Source organism: Pseudomonas sp. P108, assembly GCF_032613195.1.
GTDB lineage: Bacteria > Pseudomonadota > Gammaproteobacteria > Pseudomonadales > Pseudomonadaceae > Aquipseudomonas.
Window position 1 is genome coordinate 3331733 of the sequence record NZ_CP126691.1, and the last position, 21152, is coordinate 3352884.

The 21152-nt window shown below is 60.7% G+C and carries 18 protein-coding genes; 8 read left to right on the forward strand and 10 right to left on the reverse strand.

Annotated features, from left to right (window positions below; genetic code table 11):
* Positions 1 to 99: 99 nt before the first annotated feature.
* Positions 100 to 366 carry a Rieske 2Fe-2S domain-containing protein gene (locus tag QOM10_RS14580; RefSeq protein ID WP_316916338.1) on the forward strand — a complete coding sequence of 89 codons (267 nt, stop codon included), beginning with the start codon at positions 100 to 102 and terminating at the stop codon, positions 364 to 366.
* 43 nt (positions 367 to 409) lie between these two features.
* Positions 410 to 1144: a hypothetical protein gene (locus tag QOM10_RS14585; RefSeq protein WP_316918380.1), complete on the forward strand. Its 735-nt coding sequence runs from the start codon at positions 410 to 412 to the stop codon at positions 1142 to 1144.
* A 42-nt stretch (positions 1145 to 1186) separates the two neighbouring features.
* Here the strand turns inward: QOM10_RS14585 and QOM10_RS14590 are convergent, their stop codons facing one another.
* Positions 1187 to 2530: an MFS transporter gene (locus QOM10_RS14590; RefSeq protein ID WP_331470854.1), complete on the reverse strand. Its 1344-nt coding sequence runs from the start codon at positions 2528 to 2530 to the stop codon at positions 1187 to 1189.
* A gap of 246 nt (positions 2531 to 2776) precedes the next feature.
* Here QOM10_RS14590 and QOM10_RS14595 point away from each other — a divergent pair, with 246 nt between their 5' ends.
* The 3 genes from QOM10_RS14595 to QOM10_RS14605 all read left to right on the forward strand — a co-directional run bounded on the left by QOM10_RS14595 (position 2777) and on the right by QOM10_RS14605 (position 5114).
* Complete coding sequence (locus QOM10_RS14595; RefSeq protein ID WP_316916339.1) at positions 2777 to 3709, forward strand: hypothetical protein; 933 nt, start codon at positions 2777 to 2779, stop codon at positions 3707 to 3709.
* Between the two features lie 163 nt (positions 3710 to 3872).
* A complete protein-coding gene (locus QOM10_RS14600) occupies positions 3873 to 4121 on the forward strand; it encodes a hypothetical protein (RefSeq protein WP_316916340.1) in 249 nt (82 codons plus the stop codon).
* Between the two features lie 63 nt (positions 4122 to 4184).
* Positions 4185 to 5114, forward strand: coding sequence for a ZIP family metal transporter (locus QOM10_RS14605; RefSeq protein WP_316916341.1), 930 nt, complete (start codon positions 4185 to 4187; stop codon positions 5112 to 5114).
* 29 nt (positions 5115 to 5143) lie between these two features.
* Here the strand turns inward: QOM10_RS14605 and QOM10_RS14610 are convergent, their stop codons facing one another.
* The 5 genes from QOM10_RS14610 to QOM10_RS14630 form a co-directional block, all read right to left on the reverse strand.
* The gene (locus tag QOM10_RS14610) at positions 5144 to 6103 is read right to left on the reverse strand and encodes an EamA family transporter (protein WP_127927637.1); all 960 of its coding nucleotides are present in this window, start codon (positions 6101 to 6103) and stop codon (positions 5144 to 5146) included.
* A gap of 227 nt (positions 6104 to 6330) precedes the next feature.
* A complete protein-coding gene (locus QOM10_RS14615) occupies positions 6331 to 7443 on the reverse strand; it encodes an alkene reductase (RefSeq protein ID WP_316916342.1) in 1113 nt (370 codons plus the stop codon).
* Between the two features lie 170 nt (positions 7444 to 7613).
* Positions 7614 to 9848: a xanthine dehydrogenase family protein molybdopterin-binding subunit gene (locus QOM10_RS14620; RefSeq protein WP_316916343.1), complete on the reverse strand. Its 2235-nt coding sequence runs from the start codon at positions 9846 to 9848 to the stop codon at positions 7614 to 7616.
* Positions 9845 to 10318, reverse strand: coding sequence for a (2Fe-2S)-binding protein (locus tag QOM10_RS14625; protein ID WP_137217028.1), 474 nt, complete (start codon positions 10316 to 10318; stop codon positions 9845 to 9847). The genes QOM10_RS14620 and QOM10_RS14625 overlap by 4 nt, the downstream gene beginning before the upstream one ends.
* Positions 10315 to 11553 carry a c-type cytochrome gene (locus tag QOM10_RS14630; RefSeq protein ID WP_410479162.1) on the reverse strand — a complete coding sequence of 413 codons (1239 nt, stop codon included), beginning with the start codon at positions 11551 to 11553 and terminating at the stop codon, positions 10315 to 10317. The genes QOM10_RS14625 and QOM10_RS14630 overlap by 4 nt, the downstream gene beginning before the upstream one ends.
* 337 nt (positions 11554 to 11890) lie before the next feature.
* On the opposite strand from QOM10_RS14630, the gene QOM10_RS14635 reads away from it, so the two are divergent.
* Positions 11891 to 13090 (forward strand): MFS transporter, encoded by a 1200-nt coding sequence (locus tag QOM10_RS14635; RefSeq protein WP_316916345.1) that lies wholly within the window; start codon positions 11891 to 11893, stop codon positions 13088 to 13090.
* 94 nt (positions 13091 to 13184) lie between these two features.
* Positions 13185 to 14108 carry a LysR family transcriptional regulator gene (locus tag QOM10_RS14640; RefSeq protein ID WP_127927647.1) on the forward strand — a complete coding sequence of 308 codons (924 nt, stop codon included), beginning with the start codon at positions 13185 to 13187 and terminating at the stop codon, positions 14106 to 14108.
* A 10-nt stretch (positions 14109 to 14118) separates the two neighbouring features.
* On the opposite strand, the gene QOM10_RS14645 is transcribed toward QOM10_RS14640, so the two are convergent.
* The 4 genes from QOM10_RS14645 to xylA all read right to left on the reverse strand — a co-directional run bounded on the left by QOM10_RS14645 (position 14119) and on the right by xylA (position 19432).
* A complete protein-coding gene (locus tag QOM10_RS14645; RefSeq protein WP_316916346.1) occupies positions 14119 to 15255 on the reverse strand; it encodes a sugar ABC transporter permease in 1137 nt (378 codons plus the stop codon).
* Positions 15256 to 16812: a D-xylose ABC transporter ATP-binding protein gene (gene xylG / locus QOM10_RS14650; RefSeq protein WP_316916347.1), complete on the reverse strand. Its 1557-nt coding sequence runs from the start codon at positions 16810 to 16812 to the stop codon at positions 15256 to 15258.
* A 152-nt stretch (positions 16813 to 16964) separates the two neighbouring features.
* A complete protein-coding gene (gene xylF, locus QOM10_RS14655) occupies positions 16965 to 17966 on the reverse strand; it encodes a D-xylose ABC transporter substrate-binding protein (protein WP_122598279.1) in 1002 nt (333 codons plus the stop codon).
* Positions 17967 to 18115: 149 nt separating this feature from the next.
* The gene (xylA, locus tag QOM10_RS14660) at positions 18116 to 19432 is read right to left on the reverse strand and encodes a xylose isomerase (RefSeq protein WP_316916348.1); all 1317 of its coding nucleotides are present in this window, start codon (positions 19430 to 19432) and stop codon (positions 18116 to 18118) included.
* Between the two features lie 175 nt (positions 19433 to 19607).
* Here xylA and QOM10_RS14665 point away from each other — a divergent pair, with 175 nt between their 5' ends.
* On the forward strand, positions 19608 to 20789 hold the full coding sequence (locus QOM10_RS14665; protein ID WP_316916349.1) for a XylR family transcriptional regulator: 1182 nt from the start codon (positions 19608 to 19610) through the stop codon (positions 20787 to 20789).
* Positions 20790 to 21152 lie beyond the last annotated feature (363 nt).

The following is a 21152-nucleotide window of genomic DNA, read 5'->3' on the forward strand; positions in this document are numbered from 1 at the left end:
CTCTGACCTGAACTCACCGTACTGACGGATCACACGCCCCCCATGCTCACAAACCTTTGGTATGTCGTTGTCCCATCGTCACAGCTGACTGATGGACTGATGCCGGTTCAATTGCTCGGACAACCGTTCGTTGCGTTCCGCGATGACGCGGGCGTCGCTCACCTGCTTTCAGATATCTGCGTGCATCGCGGCGGCTCACTGTCAGCCGGCAGCAAAGTGGGCAACAGCGTGCAGTGTCCCTATCACGGCTGGCGGTTTGGCACTGATGGCGTGTGCACGCAGATACCGGCGCATTCCCGCCAAGGCGCGAGTCGATGCGTACCCGACGCTGGAGCGCTACGGCTGGATCTGGGCGTTTTTAGGTGATCTGCCGGAATCTGAGCGTCCACCCTTGCCCACGCTCGACTGGATGGACGATCCCGCCATCCGCGTGGTCTCGGGACACTTTGACTGGCAGGCCAGTTGGGACCGGATTATTGAAAACGGTCTGGATTTCGCGCACGCACCGTTTGTCCATGGTTCAACCTTCGGTGATCCGGATCATCCCGAGATTGAATCGTTCGAGGTCGACAGTGATGCGTGGAGCGGCAGCGCCCAAATGCTTATGCGCAGGCCGGCGCGCAAAGGGTTGCTGAGACGCAAATCCTCCACCGAGTTTGTCAGTGTGGTCACTGTTCCGGGGTTTCACCTGTCCGGCCCTTGTACAACGCTTGAGCTTGAGTTGCCCAACGGCTGGCGGATCTACATCGTCTCGGCGCATGTGCCGATTGATGCCAATCGCACGCGCACCTGGTGGATGATGGGCAGAACGTTTCTGCGCTCCCGATTGCTCGATCGCAGGTTCATTGCGAGCAATATCCGTATCTTTGAACAAGATCATGCCGTGCTGAAAAATGTGCGGCCCGAACGTGTGCCGGACTCTTTCCAGCAGGAGGTTTCGTTGAAATCCGATGCGCTGCAGATTGCCTTTCGCCGAGACGTGCAGGCACTGGAGTTGCGCGGTTGGCGGATCGATGAAGACCGCCTCGCTCGAACCTTCACCGGACGCAAGGCTTGCGCGATACCCAGCCCTGAACGTCGTCAGATTCGCGCTTGGGCGATAGAGCCGATTCCGCTCGTGGATATCACCCACGAATCTGAATAGCGGTGCGAGCCAGCCTGCGCTTGGCACAGACTGGCGAAAGCCTTAGCGCGTCTCACATTGCGGCGAAGGCTCGCCGCTCAATGCATCCACCATCGGCGGATGCTCCTGCACCGCTTGACGCAGATCTTCAGTCACCCGCAGCTCCGCACCTGTCGGTGAGAACGTGGCTGCCGCTGCAAACGGCGCGGGATTGGCCGGAACCGGGCGCTTGCCACGGCGCCACAGGAAGAAGGTGACCATGCACAGATTGACCAGCGCAAACACCCAGAACAACCCATTGGCGCCGAACGAATTCATCACCGGCGAAATCATCATCGGGCTGATCGCCGAGCCCAGTGAGTTGATCAGCAGCAAGCCCTGAATCATCGGCACCAAGGCTTCGGCCGGGGCACGGTCGGCGGCGTGGCTGACGGCAACCGGGTACAGCGCAAACACACCGCCACCGAGCAGAAACAACATTACCGCGAGCATTGTCGCGGACAATGGCAGCAGGACGATCAGCAGCGACAACACCGTGCACGCCACCGTCAGAATGGTCAGCACCTGCAAGCGATCCTTGCGATCAGACCAGCGTCCGACCGGGTATTGCAAAAGCATCGCACCAAGAATCGTCCAGGCCATCATGCTGCCGACCTCACCGACATTCAGACCGCTGCGCTGCAGATACAACGGCAGCAAGGTGTAAATCGCCGCGATGGTCACACCCGAACCGAAACAGCCGACCAGCCCGGTCGGCGTCACGCCCAGCAGTTGCCGTGGTTTGAGTGGTTCAACCTGATCGAGCAATGGCGACACGCGCGGCAGGATCACGATCGGCAGCACCGACAACGAAGCGAGCATGCCGGCGACCATGAACGGTGCGCTGTCGCTCAACCCGGTGATCTTGCCCAACGTTGCCTGACCCAGCACACCGGCGCCGTACAGGACGATCATGTACAACGCGAGCAAGCGCCCACGAATCTTCGCGTCGCCGGCCAGCAGCAGCCAGCTTTCGATCACCAGAAACACACCGACCGTGGCCCAGCCGTTGATCAGGCGCAGGGCGAACCAGCCCCAAGTGTCGTAAAACAATCCCTGCAGCAGGATGGTCACGGCGATCAGCGAAGCAAAGCTGCCATAGGCGCGGATATGGCCGATGCGCAGAATCAAGCGGTCATTGAACACGGCGCCCAGGGTCAGGCCGATGAAGTAGGCCGAGGAAACGACACCGATCATCGTCGCCGAAGCGCCGGCGGCGTCGAGTCGAAGGGTGGTCAGCGAAGACAAAAAGCCGTTGCCCAGCGCAACAATGAACAGCCCGAGCAGGGGCGCCAGCGCCATGGCCAGCAAACGCGGAGACATAAAAACCTCTAGAGATCGAACAGCGCAACGTGCGCCTCTGCGCATGCGATTGCCAAGCCGGTGTGTGTGGTGCGGGCAGACACCGAGAGGGCTGCAAGAGAGCGCGGGATTCTAAGGCTTGTGCAGGATTTGCCAATAGCTGTTTGCTGCGACGTTAGGACGCAGGTGTTGCCATTTATGCTTGTCCTGAGCGGACGGAGAAAAAACAGCTTTTTGCCATCACCTAAGTGCTAAATTGCCTCGTGTACGGTCAGTGTTGCGCAATCACGCAAGTTTCTGGAGATCAACAGCATGGAAGCCACCCCGATAGGCCGAACAGCCGCAACACGTTACCTCGCAGCATTTGGCCTATCGCTGCTGTTCAACCCTTCAACCCCGGCCTTCGCCTTCAACCCCGACCTGCATTCGGCCTATGCACTGAGAGCAGCGCAGGCGTATCAACGCTGCCCGGGGGTGAAGTTGCCCGAGCAGTTGGCCGAGGCTTTGGCGGCAGGCACTGACGCTGAGGATTCAAACCTGCTGACGCTCCCTCAGCGCGCTACCAATTGGCACTTCTATAACCGCAACAAAAAGCTTGAGCCCTTCTGGTTCGCCAATCGCAGCCTGGATGTGATTTTTTCCAAACGCATTGAAAAGCTGAACGCGCTGCTGGCGGAACCTGATGCCGATCCCGTTGAGGTATACGAGCAAGCGGGAAGGGTCCTGCATTACATACAGGACATGAGCGTCCCCGGCCATGTAGTCCCGGCTTACCACGCCAAGTTGCCGGGCAATCCTGCCGATCCGTTTGATGAGTTCGAGAGCATTGAAGCGCTGCCAGTGTTCGATTTGTCTGAAGCGCAGTGTCAGGCGCTTCGTGATGAGGCAGGTCAAGCCGATGCCACTCCTCAGCATTTTTTGAATGCCGCCGCGACAGCCACCTTGCAGGCGATAGAGCAGATAGACGCAGCCGGTAAACCTGTCGTCGACGGTGCATGGAAAGCGTATTGGGTGTATCCCGCCCGAGATGCTGCCGACGCTCGCAAAGGCTGGGGCCAATACGCTAGCTGCGAGTTTACAAAGGGCGATGTCAAGGCTGAGTGCAAGCGTGAAGAGGAGCTTGTGGCGTTGTTTGAGCAGCAATCTCGACAGGCTCAGACAAATTCGGTGTTGATGCTTTTTTATGTACAAAAGAAGATGGCCGAAGCAGGCCAAAAAGACGCCAGTGCAATGGCTAATCAATAGCCCCATGAGAATGCCGGCGTAGCGCATCTGCCGGCATCGCGCTGGAAGGCCCGCAACAAGCCTTCCTTTTTTCTGTTGCTTTCAGGTAATCCGCTTTTCGTCAGACATTTTGAACCTAACCCGAAATCGGTTGCTCAACCGGGAAATGTTCGGGGTGGGCGAAATGAACGCGTTCAAGAATCAACTGACATTCGCACAAGAAACCAGATTACTCGCTTTGGCGGCCTGGCAACGTGCACTGGAAAACCTTGAATTGCGCATGGACTGTCCAGACGCCTATCACGACGAACTGGTACGCCAGTCGGATGAAATGGACCGCTTGGGCATGCTCAGTTGGGACGAGTGGCGCGACCTGCGAAGAGAAGCAGACGACGCGTACCTGCGCGCAGTCGCTGGAGACGATTACCATTGAGGTCATGTACGGTCGTTATCCGGGTCCGCTGAAAAGATCGAATCAACAAAACAGGAGATTTCCATGCCCGAGCCGTTGTCCTCATCAGGCGCACCACCTCGCTCCTTGTTCGCTCGATTCTCAGAGTCTGGGTGGGGCGGTCGCGTCTTCTGGTCAGTTCTGATCGGGGTGACAATCTTCCTGCTGATCAGCGGGTATGGCGCCTTCGTCGGGGCCAACAAACAGAATCTGTACTTCGCCTTTATCGGTGGCATGACCGGCTTCGCTGCGACGGCAATGGGCGCTGTCGTAGCGATCGCGTTACGAGACATCGCCGCCCGAACCCAAGACATCATGCTCGGCTTCGCCGCCGGGATGATGCTGGCCGCCAGTTCGTTTTCGCTGATTCTGCCGGGCATAGAAGCGGCTCAGGCGCTTTGCGATAACCAACTGCTCGCAGCCTGCGTCGTCGTTGCAGGGTTGGGATTGGGCGTAGCGCTGATGGTCGGTCTTGATCGTTTCGTGCCTCACGAACACGAGAAAAGCGGACGCCGGGGGCCGGATGCGCAGCGCATCAATCGTGTCTGGTTGTTCGTCCTGGCAATCACACTGCATAACCTGCCGGAAGGTATGGCCATTGGCGTGAGCTTCGCCAACGGCGACATGAAGGTCGGATTGCCGCTGACCGCGGCGATCGCCATTCAGGATATTCCCGAAGGTCTGGCTGTCGCCCTGGCATTACGCGTGACAGGCATCTCAGCACTTCGCGCCGCGCTTATTGCGGTGGGCTCAGGGTTGATGGAACCGATTGGCGCCATTGTTGGACTGGGTATTTCCAGCAGCTTTGCGTTGGGATATCCCATTGCGCTCGGTTTGGCCGCCGGGGCGATGATTTTTGTGGTCTCCCATGAGGTCATTCCCGAGACTCATCGCAACGGGCATGAGACCCCGGCGACCTTGGGGCTGATGCTCGGTTTTGGGGTGATGATGTTTCTCGATACTGCTTTGGGTTAATCACGAACCTGACCACTGGAGAGAAACCCTCACGCACTGGCTTTAACCTCAGCCTTGACCACTGATTTACGATAAGTCAGCAACACGATGCCCGTGACCACGATCACCCCACCGAGAATCTGTCCGTTGCTGAGCATTTGGTCCAGCACAATCCAGCCCATCAGCAGCGTTGCCAATGGCTCGATGTTCATGACCGGCGCATTGCGCGGCATGTCGAGGCGAGGCACGGAAATGAACAGGACGATAAAACCTGTGCCGTACAGCACCACCAGAGTGGCGAGCGCCAGCCATCCGGTTGAGGTGGCGGGCAGGTTCAATCCGCCTGGGAGGACGCCCGTCAGCCCTGCGAGGTTGACGCTGCTGAACACGATGAAAATGGTCAACAGACTGCGCACCGAGCCACGTACCTGAGACAGTTTGTGGTCGGTGATCCACAGCGCGCAGGCGAACACGCTGGCGGCGCAGAACGCGAGCGCGACGCCCGTCAGCCATTGCGCACTGACGTCTGTCGCAGTCGAGAGCCGCCCGGGGACGTCCAGCACAAACACCAGGCCCAGCAGAATCAAACCCATCAACGTCGCGGTGCGTGCGCTCGGTCGCGGGCCACCCAACGCCCATGTGAGCAATGCCAGCAGAATGGGGAACACGTTCGCCACCAGCAGGGCCAGCGCCACCGGCACCCGTGCGACAGCGGAATACAGACACAGACTCTGCGCAGTGATCAGCAACCCCAGCAATAGCTGCCAGCGCCAGGCACCCGCCGGCAAGCGCAGGCTTTGTCTTTGCCACAGCACCAGGATGGCGAGCACCAGCAAGGTCCCGCCGGAACGCATCAAAATCGCCAGCAGCACACCCGCACCATCATCAAAGGCGACTCGCGCCGCCACATGATTGCCGGCAAACGCACAGCCCATGCACAACAGAATGATCACGGCCAGGTAACGGGGGTAGGGCGGCGGTACGGTTTGCGTAGCGGTAGGGCGAGGCATGGCAGATCTCAGGATTGTTAGCCGTTCGAACGACTTGGTTTTTATTAGTTGTCGTACAACCAGCCCGTTTTATCGCATTCGGCGACGTCGGGCAATAGACCTGAAAGCGCACATCTACGCATATGTTTGACGTTACGGTGGATTTCCCACGCCTTTGATTAGGCACAGAGATCGTATGACCTAATAAAAAAGGGGCGAGTCCGCCCCTCCCATAGGTCTGCATTTGTTCAGGCATGAAATGGATAATCGATGTACCCACGCTGATCCCCACCGAAAAAGCTGCTCGGATCCGGCGCGTTGAGCGCCAGACCATCGTGCAGCCGACGCGGCAGATCCGGGTTGGCCAGGAACGGGCGGCCAAACGCAATGATGTCGGCACGATCGGCAATCAGTGCCTGTTCGGCAGATTGCGCGTCATAGCCGCCAGCCAGAATCAGCACGCCGTTCCACGTTTTGCGCAACTGGGCAATGATCGCGTCCCAGCGCGGATCGAAGTTCTCATCTTTGACTGTGCCGACCATCGCCGGCTCGACCAGGTGCAGGTAGGCCAGATTCCATTGATTGAGCGCCTCGACGAGGTGGCCGAAGGTCGCCTCCGGAGTGTCGTCGCCCATGCCCATGAAACGACCCATCGGCGTCAGGCGTACGCCCACTCGTTCGGCGCCGACTTCTTCAGCCACGGCCGCGACCACTTCCAGCAGAAACCGCGCGCGATTTTCCACGCTGCCGCCATAGGCATCGTCACGCTGGTTACTGTTGCTGTTAAGAAACTGATCGAGCAGGTAACCGTTGCCGGCATGGATTTCCACACCGTCCATGCCCGCCTGCAATGCGTTGCGCGCTGCCACGCGGTAGTCCTCGACGATGCCGGCGAATTCCGCGGTTTCCAGCGCGCGCGGCACCGGCACATCACCCCAGACGCCGTTACCGTTTTCATCGACGATAAACGTCTTGCCCGGCACCGGCAGCGCGCTGGGTGCAACCGGCAGGCCGGCATCAGGTTGAAAGCTGGGGTGGGACACCCGACCGACGTGCCACAGCTGCATGAAGATCAACCCGCCGGCCTCATGCACCGCCGCGCTGACGTCACGCCACGCCTCAACTTGCTCAGGGCTGTAGATGCCCGGCGTCCAGGCGTAACCCTGAGCTTGCCGGGAGATTTGCGTGGCTTCGGTGATGATCAGCGCGGCACTGGCCCGCTGGCGGTAGTACTCGGCGTTCATCGGCGTCGGCACATCGCCCGGTTGGCCGGCGCGTGAGCGCGTTAACGGCGCCATCGCCACGCGATGGGCGAGGGTGTAAGGACCGAGTGCGAGGGGTTGGAACAGACGACGGGTCATGGGTAGCTCCATATTTCAATAGAAGGAATTCAAGCGCGGCAGCGGGGCCGCGAACCAGTGCCGCTAACTTAACCGCGCTCAGCGGGGCTGATAATCGGTGACCGGCGCTACGCTGTTTTGCGCAGGGCGCAACGACGCCCGTGCTCATTAGCGATGAACACGGGCGTGGCTCAGGCGGGTTGGTTTGAGCGCGTGAGTGGCAGGTTCAGCCAGCGACGGCCGGTGGCGTTGGCCACGGCGTTACCAAGGGCGGCGGCCATCGGCCCCTGGACGATTTCAGCAGCACCGAGGAACGGTTCTCCCGGTTGGTCGAGCAAATGCACATCGACTTTTTTCGGCAGCTGTGTGAAACGCAGAATCGGATAACCGCTCCAGTCGTAGCTGCGAATGCCCCCCGCGTCGTAGGCGACTTTTTCGTACAGGGTCCAGCTCGCGGACTGCACGATGCCGCCCTCGACCTGATTGCGCAGGCCATCGGGGCTGACGATCTGGCCGACATCCACCGCCGTCACCACGTGATCGATGCGGATCTCGCCAGTCTGCGGATGCACGCGAAGTTTCACCGCGATGGCGCAGTAACCCATGATGTTTTTGTAGCGGGCAAAGGCGAAACCGATACCGGCGCCGGGCTCGCTGCTTTTTTGCGGCCAACCGATCTCATCACGCACACGTTCTACGACCGCGCGAGCACGCGGGTCGCTGAGATGAGCCAGACGCAAGGCGACCGCGTCGATGCCGGCCCTGATCGCCAGCTCGTCGATACTCGCCTCGATGGCGAAGATATTGATGTGCGCACCCAGCGAACGCATGGCCGAGGTGCGAAACGGCATCTCGGTGACGAAGGTCATGTTGATGCGCGTCGAGTTGAGGTCGTACAGCGGCACAGCGTTGCGATCACCATCGCCTTCGGGCTGGGCGATCGGCACGGACGGCGCCGAGTCGAAGGGCCGCGCGAGCAAGCGTGCCGGCAGCAGACGCCCGGCGTTGACGATGCGTTCGTTGTGCGGTGTGGTCCAGAGTTCGTAGGCCCAGTCCTGCAGGCGGCCTCGGGAGAGGCCGGCGTCGACTTCAGTGACCATCGCCGAGCTATACGGCTCCCAAAGATTTTCCTGTTCGCGCATCCATTGCACGCGTACCGGCGTACCGGGCACGCGCAGGGCAATCAATGCCGCATCGGCGGCGGCATCATCGGCGCCGTTATGCCCGTAGCACCCTGAGCCTTCGGTATGAATACAGCGCACCCGCTCAGGCGGCAGATCGAGCATTTCGGCAATGCCGGCGCGCAGCGGGTAAACGCCTTGGGTGTGGGTCCACACGGTGAGAACGCCGTCCTTGAACCAGGCCACTGCGCAGGACGGGCCGATCGAGCCGTGCATCAGGTATTGCTTGGTGAGCCGCGCCTGAAAACGCGTGTCAGCCGCGCCGCTCGGCGTGCCACTGTTGCTGATCGGATAGCGCCGTGAGGGCAGGCGTTTGAGCAGACCATGAATCTCGGCCGCCTCGGGAATCGCTTCGCCTTCGCTCCATTGCGTCACCTCACTGGCACGGCGCATGGCTTTGATCGCTTGCCACTCATCACCGGCGACCACCGCCAGATAGCTGCCGTCACGGATCACTTTGACCACGCCAGCCAACGCCTCGATGGACGCCGTATCGAATGCTTGCAACGTGCAGCCCGGACGGGGCGGGCGGATCACCCGCGCATGCAGCATGCCCGGCAGGCGCATGTCCTGGACGAATGCTGCGCCACCGCTGACCTTCGCCGGAATGTCGAGGCGCGGCAACGAATGGCCGATCAGTTTGAAGTCAGCGGCGGCCATCGCCGGTGACTGCGCCTTGGCATATTGATGCACATCGACATGCTTGACCGCGTCGACGTAACTCATCCGCTGAGCGGCCGGGCCTTCGATCACACCGTCGCGAGTGCTCAGCAGCGCTGCATCAACCTGCCAACGGCGCGCGGCGGCATCGACGAGCATTTCGCGTACCTGCGCGGCGGCGTTGTACAACGCGGTGCCGCTGTCGAAAATGCTGTGACTGCCGGCGGTGTAGCCTTCATTGGGCGTCAGCGCGGTGTCGGCGGTGAGCAGGTTGATAGCGGTTGCCGGCACCTGCAAACGTTCGGCAGCAATTTGCAGCAATGCGGTTTTCACCCCGGTGCCCAATTCGACCTTGCCGGTGTAGACGGTAATGCCGTCGGCGCCGATGCGGATCCAGGCGTCGAGAAACGGGTTGGTGCGCAGGCTTCCGGGCAGGTCGGGCGCGAGGACCACGGTGCCGAGCGTATCGACTTCCGTATCCGCCAACACACGCCGCGCGACCGGCAGCAGGGTGAACGCCATCAGCAACGCACCACCGCGCAGGAAGGCGCGTCGGCTCGGATTCAGTTCATTCGACTCGCTCATGTCAGACTCCCGTTGTGCCCGGCCACCTGTTTGATCGCCTCGATGATCCGCAAGTGCGTACCGCAGCGGCACAGGTTGCCGGCCATGTATTCGCGAATGGTCGCCTCATCCGGGTGGCGATTACGCTCAAGCAACGCTTGCGCGCGCATCAGCATGCCGGCGATGCAGTAGCCGCATTGCGCAGCCTGTTTCTCGATGAACGCCGCTTGCAGAGGGCCAGGTTGTTCCGCGCTGCCGAGGCTTTCCACGGTGCGGATTTTTTTGCCTTCGAGACCGGCGCAGGGCGTCAGGCAGGCGAACACCGGTTGATCATCGACGATCACCGTGCAGGCACCGCATTGCCCGAGACCGCAGCCGTATTTGGCACCGTTGAGGTTCAAGTGATTGCGCAGCGCATACAGCAGCGGCATGTCCGGCTCCAGCTCAAGCGGTTGCGCGGCTCCGTTGACGTTGAGGATGATCTGGCTCATTTCGTCTCCTGACGTAACGCTTCAATAGTGGAAGAGAGGTCGGCCCACGGTTGATCGGGGCTGGCTTGCTGACGCAGATACGCGGCCAGTGCACCGAGTTGCGCGTTGTCCAGACTGGCGGCGAACGCCGGCATTACCGGGCCGGGCGATCCGGGTGTGGCGGGCAAGCCTTCAAGTACGGTTTTGAGGAAGTTGCGCGAACTGGCCGCTTGCAACGCCGAGGTGTTTTGCAACCCCGGGCGACCATCGAGGGTGCGCATTGGTGCCGCCGGGCCATGGCAGCCGGCGCAGGCGCTGCTGAAGAGCAGGGCGCCGGTCGCGTGGTCTGCCGCTTCACTGGCAGGCGTCTTCGGCGTTGTCTCTGTCACCGAAGGCGAGTTTTCCAAGCTCAGCAAATACTCGGCAATCGCCTCGGCTTCACTGGCGGGCAAGCGCGCCAGACTCAAGCTGACCGGACGCATCGGCCCGGCGGGTGTGCCGTGGCCATCAACGATCTCGGCGCGCAGATAGCCGACCAGTTGCTCACGACTCCACGGGTTGCCGCGCTGGCCCATGCCGACCAGCGCGGGCGCTTGCCAGCCATCGACGCTGCCGCCCTGCAGATACTCCGAGGATTTTTCCGCGCCGATCAGGTTCAGCGGCGAATGGCAGCCGGCGCAATGGCCCGGACCGTCGACCAGATAGCGTCCGCGATTCCACGCCTCGCTGCGCCCCGCTAGCGGTGTCAGCGGCTCACCGTGCAGGAACAGCAGGTTCCAGAACGACACCAACGGGCGAATGTTCATCGGGAAATTCATCTGGTTCTGCGCGGCCGGCGCGTGCACGGCAGGGCCGCTCATCAAGTAGGCATAGGCGTCGGCGATATCTGCTGCACTCATGCGCCGGTAGTGCACGTAGGGGAACGCCGGATAAAGGAAGTGACCATCGCGAGCAATGCCCTGACGCATCGCCCGCTCGAAGGCCGGCAGTGACCATTGGCCAATACCGGTCTCTACATCTGGGGTGATGTTGGTGCTGTACAGCGTGCCGAACGGCGTTACCAGCGGTAGCCCGCCGGCCAGATATTCTCCACCGGGGCGGGTATGGCAGACCGCACAGTCGCCGGCCTCGACCACCCGCGCCCCGCGTTGCAACTGCGCAACATCGAACAGCGTCGGGCGCTCGATTGGCGCAATCGCCGGGCGCCACATCAGCCAAACGGCGACGATCAGACCGAGCACGGCGACGACTGCCACGCTGATCCATAGCGTTCTGGACTTCAGAAATGAGCTGTTCATGGGACGGAGAAAAACGCGGCAGGCAATGGCAGAACGGATCGGATACGGGTCATGACAACGCTCCTTGTAACAGCCGGGGAAGGGCACCGCTGGGGACGACGGCGCCAGGGGCCAAAGCGTAGAGAAACCGTCTGCGCGGGAGAATCAGCGGCGCGCGCAACAGCGCGTTGCGCGAGAAGCAACACCTGCGCCGTTGCGCCGGACGCATCAGTGCATTGCCCGCCGCGTGGATTCTGCGCATCGCCACAGGGCCGTAGCCTTGGCAGCACTTTCCTGAACTCAATGAGGTGTCATCATGCTTACGGGCAATCCGGCCGTTGCGGCGAATGCCGAACAGCCAACTTCACTTTCCGGCCTGATGGTCGCGTTCCTGGCATTTTGCTGTGGCGCGGTCGTGGCCAATCTTTATTACGCGCAGCCGATCGTCGAACTGATTGCACCGCAGATCGGTCTGTCGAGCGCCAATGCCAGCCTGATCGTTTCGCTGACGCAGTTTGGCTACGCGCTGGGCCTGTTAATGCTGGTGCCACTGGCCGACCTGATGGAAAACCGCCGTCTGGTGGTCGGCTTCACCTTGGCGGCGAGCGTCACGCTGTTGTGCGCCGGCCTGACTCATTCGCCGTCGATGTTCCTATTGTTGTCTTTGCTCATCGGCCTAACGTCCGTGGCCGTGCAGATCCTCGTGCCGCTGGCGGCACACCTGGCGCCCGAAGCCAGCCGTGGCCGCGTCGTCGGCAATATCATGAGCGGCCTGCTGCTGGGCATTCTGTTGTCGCGGCCACTGTCGAGCCTGTTGGTTGAAGTGTTCGGCTGGCGCGAGGTGTTTTACAGCGCAGCGGCCCTGATGGCGGTCATCGCTCTGATTACCGCTGTGGCACTGCCGCGTCGGCTGCCGACACATAAAGCCACCTATGCTGCGCTGATCGGTTCGGTGTTTGCCTTGGCCCGGCGCTATCCGCTGTTGCGTCAGCGCTCGCTGTATCAAGGGCTGCTGTTTGCCAGTTTCAGCCTGTTCTGGACCCTCGCGCCGATTGAACTGATGCGTCACCACGGCTTCACTCAGGCCCACGTGGCGATCTTCGCGCTGGTCGGTGCAGTGGGTGCCATTGCAGCACCGATTGCCGGGCGTCTGGCCGATGCCGGGCATGGTCGTCGCGGCACACTGGTCGCATTGTTGCTGGCGCCGGTTTCGCTGTTGATCGCCGCGCTCCCGGGCAGCGGCTATGTCTGGCTGGTGGTGTGCGCGGTGCTGCTGGATTTCGCTGTGCAATTGAACATGGTGCTCGGCCAGCGTGAGGTGTACGCCCTCGATCCCCACAGCCGTGCGCGCCTTAACGCCGTGTACATGACCAGCATTTTCGTCGGCGGCGCCGTGGGCTCGCTGGTCGCCAGTCCGCTGTACGAGCATTTCGGCTGGAACCTGTCCGCGGTCGCGGTGGCGCTGTTACCAGCGCTGGCGCTCGGGTTGTTCCTGAGTCGCAAGGCCGATGACTGAACAGCCGGCGAGTGTGTTCAAGCACGGCGGTACAAGACGTCGGGGGAACAGTGATGCACAATCATCCGCGTTCCCTTTCGACCGGACCCCGCTTATGGACAAGTTGTTGGCACTGAAGATGTTTGTGGAAACCGTGCGCTGCGGGGGCTATTCCTCGGCAGCGCGCAAACTCGGGATATCCACGTCGTCAGTGACACGGCAAGTGGCCGGGCTGGAGCACGAGTTGGGCGCGAGCCTGCTCAATCGCACCACGCGCAACACCAGCGTGACCGTTGCCGGCCAGACCTATTTCGAAAAAGCCGTGGCGATTCTCGATGCGATCGACGAAGCCGATGCCGTCGTCGCCGATCGTGGCGCCGAAGCGCAGGGCCGTCTGCGCATCAGCGTGCCGGTGGAGTTCGGCCGACGCCTGATCGCGCCGCACCTGAGCCGCTTGCTCGAGCGGCATCCGGGTCTGGAGATCAGTCTGTCGCTGAGCGATCAGGTCAGCGACCTGCTCAGCGAGCAGATCGATGTTTCGGTACGACTCGGATCGTCGGTGGTCAGTGAAGACATCGTCAGCAAACGCGTGGGGCAGTTCGAACGCTGGGTGGTGGCCAGCCCGGATTATCTGGCGAGTAGCGCGGCGCTCAGTCATCCACGGGATTTGCTGGAGCATCAATGCCTGCGTTTCGATTACGGCGGCACCCACCAGCACTGGACCTTTCAGAATGAAGACGCGCCCATTCAGCTCAACGTCCATGGGCGCCTGCAAAGCAACAACGCCGACATCCTGCGCGAAGCAGCCATCGGCGGCGGCGGGGTGACGCTGCTGGCCGACTGGCTGGTCCGCGACGACGTCGCAGCCGGCCGGCTGACCCGCTTGCTTGAGCACTACGAGGTCAATCCCGGCAGTGCCAGCACCTGCATCAACGCCTTGTATTTACCCAATCACCGAGGCTCCAGCCGGATCAATGTGTTTATCGATTTCCTGATGGAAATTCTCAGCCCGGCGCCCGCGACCACGCCCGCAGCGTGATGCCTGCGGCTCAACGGCGCCCGGTCCGCGTACTCACATCCACCCAAACCGCCAACACCAAAATGCTGCCCTTGACGATCATCTGCCAATAGCTGTCGACGTCGAGCATCGACATGCCGTTGTCGAGACTGGTAATAACCAGCGCGCCGAGGAGGGCGCCATACACCGTGCCGGAGCCGCCGCGCATGGAGGTGCCGCCGATAAAGCAAGCGGCGATGGCGTCGAGTTCGCCCATGCTGCCGGCCGAAGGTGAACCGGCGGCCAGGCGCGCGGTGTTGACCACGCCGGCGAGGGCGCACATCACGCCCATGATCCCGAAGATCCACAGCTTCACCGCCTGCACATTGATCCCGGACAGGCGCGTCGCTTCCATGTTGCTGCCCACGGCATACACGCGCCGCCCGAACACGGTCTGACTGGTCACGTAGCTGAACACGCCGAGCAGAATCAGCAGCAACAAGACCGGCACGGGAATGCCGTCATAGCTGTTGAGCGTCTGCACGAAACCGGCGAGTACGGCACCGATCACCAAGACGCGGATGACATCGCGCACCAATGAATGCGCCGCGAGGCCGTGCAGGGCGCGATTGCGCCGTTGTTTCCAGGTCAGGAACACTGTCAGCGCAAACAGTAGAACGCCGAGGCCAGTGCCGATCGCGTGGGGCAAGTAACCCTGGCCAATGTAAACCAGCTCTGGCGATACCGGCGCGATGGTCGTGCCGCCGGTAATCCCCAGCAGAATCCCGCGAAAAGCCAGCATGCCGCCCAGGCCGACGATGAACGAGGGAATGCGCAAGTAAGCTGTCATGTAGCCGTTGGCGAGGCCGATCATCAGGCCGCACAGGGCGACCAGACTCAGGTTCGCCAACAGCGGAATGTGGTAGACCACATCAAGAATCGCCGCGAGGCCACCGAGCAGGCCGAGCAATGAACCGACCGACAAATCGATCTCGCCGCTGATGATCACCAGCACCATGCCGCAGGCAAGAATGCCGGTAATCGACATCTGCCGCAGCAGATTGGACAGGTTGCGCGGGGTCAGGAACCCGCCGTCGGTCTGCCAGCTGAAGAACAGCCAGATCAGCACCACGGCAAACACCAGCGCGAGCATTTTGTAGCGGGTGAACAGTTGTTTGACCTGATTCATTTACGCGGATTTCCGATCATTATTGTTATGACTGCCAGGCTGGCTGAGGGCAGCGGCGAGCACCTGTTCCTGGGTAAGTTCATGGTTGATGAAGTCGCCCCGCAACTGGCCTTCACCGATCACCAGCACACGGTCGGAAACGCCGAGCACTTCCGCCAGCTCCGACGAGACCATGATGATCGACACGCCGGCGGCGGCCAGCGCGCCCATCAACTTGTAGATTTCGTATTTGGCGCCGACGTCCACGCCTCGGGTCGGCTCATCGAGAATCAGCACCCGGGGTTTGGCCAGCAGCATCTTCGCCAGCACGGCTTTTTGCTGATTGCCACCGGACAGACTGGTGATTGGCAGGAACGGGCTGGCGGTCTTGAGGTGCAGGCGCGAGATTTCCTGATCGATGCAGCCCAGTTCGGCTTCGGCATCGATGCGGGTGAGTTTCGAATAGTTGTCCAGCACGGCGAGGGTGATGTTCTGGCCGACGCCCAGGTCCGGAATGATGCCTTGGCGTTTGCGGTCCTCGGGCACCAGGCACAGGCCGGCGCGGATGGACTTGAGCGGCGTGCGGGTGTCGATGGCTTGCCCGTCCAGCCAGACTTCGCCCTCGTGGCGACCGGGGTAAGCGCCGAACAGCGCAGTCACCAGTTCGGTACGGCCGGCACCGACCAGCCCGGCGATGCCGAGGATTTCGCCGCGCTTGAGGACGAAGGAAATATCGTCGACCCGTTTGCGCTTGGGATTGTCGACGTCGTAGCAAGTGATGTGGCGGGCCTCGAAAATCACCTCGCCAATATCGTGTGGCTCGCTGGGGTAGAGGTTGCTCATTTCCCGCCCGACCATTTGCGTGATGATCTGTGGAATATCCATGTCGGCCATGGCGGTAGTGGCGATGTGTTTGCCGTCGCGGATCACCGAAATGGTGTCGCACACGGCGGCCACTTCATCGAGCTTGTGCGAGATGTAGACGCAGGCCACACCTTTGGCTTTGAGGTCGCGGATGATGTCCAGCAACACCTCGATTTCCGAGCGGCTCAAGGCTGATGAAGGCTCGTCGAGGATCAGCAGGCGGGCCTTTTTGTTCAGGGCCTTGGCGATTTCCACCAGTTGCTGATAGCCGCCGCCGTACTGTGAAACCGGCAGCGAGACGTTCATGTCGGGGACTTTCAGTTCGCGCATCAACGCTTCGGCGCGGTGGATCATCGCCGGGTAATTCATCCGTCCGCCGGGCAGCGTCAGTTCATGGCCCATGAAGATGTTTTCGGCCACCGACAGGTCGGGCACCAGCGTCAGTTCCTGGTGAATGATGACGATACCGGCGGCTTCCGTTTCGCTGATCGATTGCGCCTTGAGCGGTTGCCCGTCCCAGAGGATTTCACCGTCCCAGGTGCCGTGCGGGTAGACCGCCGAGAGGATTTTCATCAGTGTGGATTTGCCGGCGCCATTCTCGCCGCACAGGCCAACGCACTCGCCGGGTCTGACCTTGATGTCGATGCCGTTGAGCGCTTTGACACCGCCGAAGGTTTTGACGATGCCGTTCATTTGCAGCAGATAGTCGGACATGGACAGGGCTCGTATATCAAAGACTCACACACCTCGAAACCTGTGGGAGCGAGCCTGCTCGCGAAAGCGTCAGTTCAGACAATGCTTCGTTGACTGACACACCGTCTTCGCGAGCAGGCTCGCTCCCACAAGGGTTTTCGCATCACCGGAGATCACTTCCCGGCAATTTGCGCCTTGGTATAGAAGCCGTCCTGTTCGAGCAGGTCGATGTTGTCCTTGGTCAACGGGGTTGGCGTGAGCAGGATGGTGTCGACTTTTTTGCTGCCGTTGTCGTACTGCGAGCTGAAGGCGGGTTTTTCGTTGCGCGCCAGTTGCACCGAGAGCTTGGCCGCTTCGCTGGCGATCAGTTTCAGCGGTTTGTACACGGTCATGGTTTGCGTGCCGGCGATCACGCGCTTGACTGCAGCAAGGTCAGCATCCTGCCCGGAAATCGGCACCTTGCCGGCCAACTGCTGCGCCGCCAGTGCCTGAATGGCTCCGCCGGCCGTGGCGTCGTTGGAAGCGACGATGCCGTCGATTTTGTTGTCGTTGCGGGTCAGGGCGTTTTCAACAATGCTCAGCGCTTCGGTCGGGTTCCATTCCTTCACCCACTGCTGGCCGACGATCTTGATATCGCCCTTGTCGATGGCCGGTTGCAGCACTTTCATCTGGCCTTCACGCAGGATCTTGGCGTTGTTGTCGGTGGGCGCACCGCCGAGCAGGAAGTAATTGCCCTTGGGCGCGGCATTCAGTACGCCGCTGGCCTGCATCTCGCCGACCTTTTCGTTATCGAAGGAAATGTAGGCGTCGACATCGGCGTTGAGAATCAGACGGTCATAGGACACGACTTTGATCCCGGCTTTCTTCGCTTCGGCCACCGCATTGGTCAGCACCGTGGCGTTGAACGGCACGATGACGATGACATCGACGCCCCGGGAAATCAGGTTTTCGATCTGGGAAATCTGCTTCTGCTCGTTGGCATCCGCCGACTGCACGAAGACCTTGGCATCCATTTTTTCGGCCGCTGCGACGAAATAGTCTCGGTCGCGCGACCAGCGCTCCAGGCGCAGGTCATCAATGGAGAAACCGATTTTCGGGTGGGCAGCGTCAGCCAGCACCGGCAGAGACAGCAAGGCCAGAGCAGTGGCCAATAGCGTGCGTTTTACGTTCTTCATAGTGGGGCGTCCTTTTATTGTTGTTGGAAAGACACGGCCTGACGATGAGTATCGGGCTGGTAAAACTGTAGAGAATCGGCAGACGCCGCAGGCACAGATTTGTCGTAGAAATGTCACCGCGTCGATGCGCCCGCAGACTCCCTGTGTGATCAGCGATAGATAAAGCGGTTGACGATGTTCTCAAGCATTTCCTGGCGGCCGCTGACGGCTTGCGGGTTCAACTCGTTGGTGAACGCGTGCTCGGCCAGCGATTCAAGATTGAAGTCACCGGCCATCAACGCCTGCCCGAACGGCTGCTGCCAACCGGCGTAGCGTTGATCCTTGAGCCGTTGCAGTTCGTCGTTCTGCACCATGGCCGCTGCGCGTTCCAGAGACAGCGCGAGAACGTCCATGGCGCCGACGTGGCCATGGAACAGATCGATCTGATCGAGGCTTTGCCGACGAACCTTGGAGTCGAAGTTGAAACCGCCATTCTTGAAGCCGCCGGCCTTGAGGATTTCATAGGTGGCCAGGGTCATCTCTTCGACGCTGTTGGGGAATTGGTCGGTGTCCCAGCCGTTTTGCGGATCACCGCGGTTGGCGTCGATGCTGCCAAAAATCCCCAGCGAGACGGCCGTCGCAATCTCGTGATGAAAGCTATGACCGGCCAGTGTCGCGTGGTTGGCCTCGATGTTGACCTTGATTTCGTGCTCCAGCCCGAACTGCTGAAGAAAGCCGAATACGGTGGCGCTGTCGTAATCGTATTGGTGCTTGGTCGGCTCCTGCGGCTTGGGTTCGATCAGCAGGTCACCGGTGAAACCGATCTTGTGCTTGTGCTCGACCACCATGCGCATGAAGCGGCCGAGCTGTTCGCGCTCACGTTTCAAGTCCGTGTTGAGCAGGGTTTCGTAGCCTTCGCGACCACCCCACAACACGTAGTTGGCGCCTTTCAGGCGATGGGTCGCGTTCATGGCGCTGAACACCTGAGCAGCGGCGCAGGCGAACACTTCGGGATCCGGATTGCTCGCGGCGCCGGCAGCGAAACGCGGATTGCTGAAGCAATTGGCGGTGCCCCACAACAGCTTGATGCCGCTGGCTTCCTGGTGTTGCTCGAGGTGATCAACCATTTGCGCGAAGTGGTTGCGGTATTCCCTCAGTGACTGGCCTTCCGGGGCGACATCGGTGTCATGGAAGCAGTAATAGTCGATACCCAGTTTGGAAAAGAATTCGAAGGCCGCTGCTGCCTTGCCGATCGCCAATTCCATGGGATCGCCGGCGTGTTGCCATGGGCGCTTGAACGTCCCCGCGCCGAACACATCGGAACCTGGCCAGACGAACGTATGCCAGTAACAGGCTGCCATGCGCAGGTGTTCGCGCATGGGTTTGCCGAGGATGATTTTATCGGCGTCGTAGTGACGAAAGCAGAGGGGAGAATCGCTGTTTGGGCCTTCGTAGCGAATCGCATCGACATCGGGGAAATACTGCATGGACCTTGTCCTTGTTGTTCTTGGCGGTGTCTCGATACTAGCAACGGCCCTGTACCCGCTGATTATGAAAAACATCAACACCGAGTGCGATTTTGCGTATTGAGCTTCTTCAGCCACGGGCCTAGTCTGTGCCAATCGCCTCCGTGACCAGAGGCCCGGAACAAGCATAAAAACAATGAAAACCGTACCGCCTGTTCACCGCATCGCCCTGTTGTTCAACGGCAGCAAGATCTACGACCGTGGCATCATCAGCGGCATCGGCAACTACCTGAGCAGCACCCGCGCTTCCTGGGACCTGTTTCTCGAGGAGGATTTTCTCTGTCGTTTGAAAGGCATCGAGCGCTGGCAGGGTGACGGGATCATTGCCGACTTCGACGATCCGCTGATTGGCGAGGCGCTGGCCGACATTCAGTTGCCGGTGGTAGCGGTAGGGGGCTCGTACGAGGATAAGCGCGCCTATCCCAAAGCGATTCCCTACGTCGCCACCGATAACAACGCGCTGATGACGCTGGCTTACAAGCATTTGATCGAGGCGGGCCTGCAACGTTTTGCCTGCTTCAGCCTGCCGGAAGCGCAAGCCAATCGTTGGGCGCAGGAGCGCGAAAAAGCCTTTCGCAAACTGATGAAACGCGATGGCTTGCACGGCGAAATCTATCGCGGCATGGGCACCAGCGCACCGCTGTGGGACAGTGCCGTCGAACAACTGATCGCCTGGCTGCACAGCCTGCCCAAGCCCATCGGCATCATCGCCGTCAGCGACGCCCGCGCCCGCCAATTGCTGCAAGCCTGCCTGACCGCCGGCATTGCCGTGCCGGAGCAGGTGGCATTGATCGGCATCGACAATGATCCGCTGACACGCAGCCTGACCCGGGTGCCGCTGAGCTCGGTTATTCAGGGCACGGAAACCATGGGCCGTACCGCCGCGCAATTGCTTCACCAGATGCTGCACGGCATGCCGTCCGCCGGCACGCAAATCCTGATTCCCCCGGATGCGGTCAACGTGCAGGTGTCGAGCTTGCACCAGCCGTTGGGCAATCCCTATGTCATGCAAGCGCTTTTGTTTATTCGCCAATATGCTTGCCAGGGCATCAAAACGGCGCAGGTGGCGGCGTATGTCGGTGTGTCGCGTTCGTCACTTGAAGCGCATTTTCGTGCGGAGCGAAGCTGTAGCGTGCATGACGAGATTTTGCGTTTCAAATTGGCAGCGGCCACCAGCGGCTTGAAAAATACTGACTCGGTGATTGCCGACGTGGCGCGCAGTTGTGGGTTTAAGTCTGCGCAGTATTTGCACACGGTGTTTCGACGGGAGTTTGGTTGTACGCCGCGGGAGTATCAGCAAGGGGCAGGGATGCGCTAAGGGAATACCCTACGGACTCGGCGCTATTGTTCGAGCGTGCTTGCCGCGAATCATTGCGTTAGGGGTAGCCAGTGCAGAAGAGGTAGAAATCGAAGCGTTGCAAGAGCGTCTGGATCAGGAGCGTTCAGCCTTTTCAGGCATCTACGTCGGTGATGTGATGTTCGGAAGCTGGGCGCGGAAGTTTTGACGTTTTGAAAAGTGGATATAGCGGACTCGCGTAAGCGAATGTCTGCTATTGGCCGTTTTCTGCCCGTCGCGAGAGGCAGAAAACGACCCATAGCAGGGCAATGTCGCAACCGCTGGCGGCGGCCTGGCATCGCAGTATCTGGCCGCCTGGTTCACTTCCCGCCTAGCGGGTGTAGA